This is a genomic window from Hydrogenimonas sp. (assembly GCF_029933015.1).
In the GTDB taxonomy this organism is placed as follows: Bacteria; Campylobacterota; Campylobacteria; order Campylobacterales; family Hydrogenimonadaceae; genus Hydrogenimonas.
In genome coordinates, this window is record NZ_JAOZOZ010000166.1 from 1 (window position 1) to 3321 (window position 3321).

Below are 3321 nucleotides of genomic sequence, written 5' to 3' on the forward strand. Positions count from 1 at the left end.
CTGATCGAGCTGTTGATCGTACTGCTTCTGATGGGTATCGTCTACGCCATCGCTTTCAACACCGTCCTTCCGAAATCGACCAAAGGGGTACCCGAAAGCCTCTCTCTCAAAACCATCGACACGCTTTTCAAAAACTCGCCCCACTATCGCGCGAAGGATCTGATCCTCTACGGGCTGGCCAATGGCAAATGCTATCTGACAGGTGACGGGAAGATCGTCGCGACCGTCGATCTTCCCGAATCCGGAGAGGGGTATCGGCTCAATCCCGACGAGACGCTCCAGAGCATCGACTACCCCCACATCAAACTGGGCACCAGGGAATTCAAACCGGTTTTTTCCATCCACTGCAGGAGAGACGGGCTCTTCGAACCCCAGATCATCTTTTTCGATGAAAAGTGGCTCTATATCCACCCTTTCAACCCACCGAAGCTTTTCGACAACCCGGTGGACATGGTGGCCTACATCCGACAGAGCGACTATCTGCCCGACAAGGCGGGATATGCGCAGTAACCGGCCCGCTTTCACCCTTCTGGAGGTGCTTTTGAGCATCGTCATCCTCTTTACGATGGGACTGGCCCTGCTGAAATTCGACGGATGGATCAAGGAGGATCTTTTCAGGTACCGGCAGAAAGCGGTGCTGCTCTATCAGACGACACCCCTGCTTTATGCCAGCATCCAGCGCATCAGCCGGAAAAACGTCACCCTCTACGACACTGTCCGTTTTTCCAAACTCCGTGACGACGAACTCTTCTGGCTCAAAAGCCTCAAGGGAAAGGTGACGGTGGGAGAGGAGCAGAAAAAGACGCTCTTTCAAAGCGGTGAACTCGATCTGACCTACCGATACTATCCCGTGCGCCTGCAGCGGGGCGATACCGCCATCCCCTTCATCAGGATCCGACCATGATGCGTGCAAGGGGCTTCACCCTCGTGGAGATGCTGATCTCCATCCTGCTGACGGCCATCGTATTCACCTATCTCTACGCCACGCTCGACAGTGTCCGCGGCGACCACACCCGCTATACGCAATCGGTCGAAAGCGTCACGGGCAGCCAGCGGATCTACACCCTGCTGATGCAGGATATCACCCAGATGAGAAGCCCGGTAGAAATCGTCCACGAAGCGGGATACGACCGCATCGCTTTCAAAACCGACCATACGGTCTACGGGATTCCCCGTCCGTGGGTCCACTATTTCATCAGCCGCAACGAGGAAGCGCTCATCCGGATCGAATCCACCGCACCCGTCGACTTTTTCCGCAGCAACTACATAGGCGATACCAACGGTACCTACCTTTTCGCCGACAGGCTCGCCACAGGATGCAGCTCTCTGCGATTCACCCTCAGCGGTTCACGTATCAACATGCTCATCAGATGCAAAGGGACCACCCCCATCGTCGCGACCCTCTACAAAGGCGACCAATGAGGCGGGGTATCGTACTTTTCATCACTCTGGGCATCCTTCTCATGCTCAGCTCCGTCATTTTCCTTTTCCTCCGTCAAAGCGGCACCCTGAAAAAGAGCGTCCGCCAGAATATCGCCGTCATCCAGACAAATCTCATCCTCAGCGATCTGAGCGCCTACATCAAATCGCAGAAATTCTCCCAGGACGACATCTTTTACGGCTCCGGCATCCCCGTATCGCTCGACCTGGGGCCTGTCTCGGGATTTTTGACCATCGACTCGGCACAGACGAAGATCAACATCAACGCCATTCTCGCCGCCGTGCAGAAAGACCAGGCGGCCCTGGAGAGCTTTCTGAACTGGCTGGAACGGCAGCGTCTCAAAAATCCCCAACTGATGCTCGCACTGCTTCTGGACACCTACGATACCGACCTCTACGAAAGAGAGAGAGGAAGCGAAATAAAAATCGAAAAACCCTGGTTCCAAAACGGCACCATCCCCAACGCCCGTTCCCTCGAGACGATACTGCAAAGCTACAGAATCCTCAGCGGCGAGGGGAATCTCTCCATGGAAAACTGGGAGTCGATCTTCGGATACGACGGAGAGACGTTCGACCTCAACTACGCCACCCGCGAGCAGCTGCGGCTTCTTTACCCCGATTATCCCGACAGCGTAATCTCAAAGCTCTCCGCCCACGAAGAGCGTTACGAAAAACCCGATGAGATACCGATCGACGACGAGTACAAAATGACCCTGCTGGAACCCCATTTCGGCATTACACCGGTTCTGACAACGGCGGATATGCTCGTCTCCGTCGACTTCAACACTTCCCAGGAGTGCAGCGGTTCCATGGCCTTTCGGATGGGGATGAAAAAGAAAAAAATCACCCATCTTTCCCTCTCGCCGATCGTCTGCCCCTGAAATTTGGATATAATATCAATAAAAATTAAGGTTTGTATGCACGTCGCGATAGTTCGTATGACTGCGATGGGGGATGTCATCCATACGCTCGCAGCCATCCAATTCATCAAAGAAAAGAGACCCGATATAAAGATCACGTGGTTCGTGGAAGAGAAGTTTGCCGACATACTCGCCCACAATCCCGACATCGACAAAATCGTACCGCTCGATCTGCATGGGCTGAAGAGGGAGTTTTCCCTTCATGCGCTCCGTTCGATCTATGCCAGGATCAAATCGGCCGGACCGTTCGATCTCGTCATCGACGTGCAGGGACTGCTCAAATCGGCGATCGTCGCGAAAATCGCCGGAAGGCTCACGGCCGGCCTCGACAGCGATTCGGCGAGGGAGAGCGCCGCATCGATTTTCTACCGGCGAAAGTACAGGGTCGACTGTGCGGGCATCGCACCGATGCGCTTCGCCTCGCTGCTCGCCCAGGCACTCGACATCGAAATCACCGAAGCGATGATGCTCGCGAAAAAACCCTATCTTCATTACGACATCGAAAAGATCGACAAAAAGATCGACACCTTCTTTTCGGACGCGGAGAAAAACATCCTCGTCGTCACGGGCGCCAGCAACGCCAGCAAAACCTATCCATCCCAAAAGTGGATCGAAACCATAAACCTTCTGAAAGACTGCAACGTCCTGCTCATAGCCGGCAGCGACGCGGAACGGCAGGATGCTGAGAAAATCGAATCGGCCACCCACGCCCGGCTCCTTCCGAAAACGGATCTGGAAACCCTCAAATACATGGTCGAAAAATCGGATCTGCTCATCGGCGGCGACACGGGCCCCAGCCATATCGCCTGGGCCATGAACCGCCCCTCCGTGCTGCTTTTCGGTTCCACGCCGAAAACGATGATGATGGAAACCCCGATCAATGCGGCTGTCACCTCCGGAGCGAAGGTCCACCCCTGCCGCTTCGACAAAAGCGACCGCTCCATCGCCACGATCGACCCCC

The 3321-nt window shown here is 55.0% G+C and carries 5 protein-coding genes; all 5 read left to right on the top strand.

Translation table 11 applies throughout. From position 1 onward, the window contains the following. A partial coding sequence (locus Q1K23_RS08710) for a hypothetical protein (protein WP_300363896.1) occupies nt 1–510 on the top strand: 510 nt, incomplete at its 5' end. Beyond that, the gene (locus Q1K23_RS08715) at nt 500–904 is read left to right on the top strand and encodes a hypothetical protein (RefSeq protein ID WP_300363897.1); all 405 of its coding nucleotides are present in this window, start codon (nt 500–502) and stop codon (nt 902–904) included. The genes Q1K23_RS08710 and Q1K23_RS08715, both read left to right, overlap by 11 nt. After that, entirely contained in the window at nt 901–1422 is a 522-nt protein-coding gene (locus Q1K23_RS08720) for a prepilin-type N-terminal cleavage/methylation domain-containing protein (RefSeq protein WP_300363899.1), read from the top strand. The genes Q1K23_RS08715 and Q1K23_RS08720 overlap by 4 nt, the downstream gene beginning before the upstream one ends. Continuing rightward, nucleotides 1419–2321 carry a hypothetical protein gene (locus Q1K23_RS08725; protein WP_300363900.1) on the top strand — a complete coding sequence of 301 codons (903 nt, stop codon included), beginning with the start codon at nt 1419–1421 and terminating at the stop codon, nt 2319–2321. The genes Q1K23_RS08720 and Q1K23_RS08725 overlap by 4 nt, the downstream gene beginning before the upstream one ends. Nucleotides 2322–2357: 36 nt before the next feature. Continuing rightward, nucleotides 2358–3321, top strand: a 964-nt coding sequence (gene waaC, locus Q1K23_RS08730) for a lipopolysaccharide heptosyltransferase I (RefSeq protein WP_300363902.1), incomplete at its 3' end; no start/stop codon positions are given.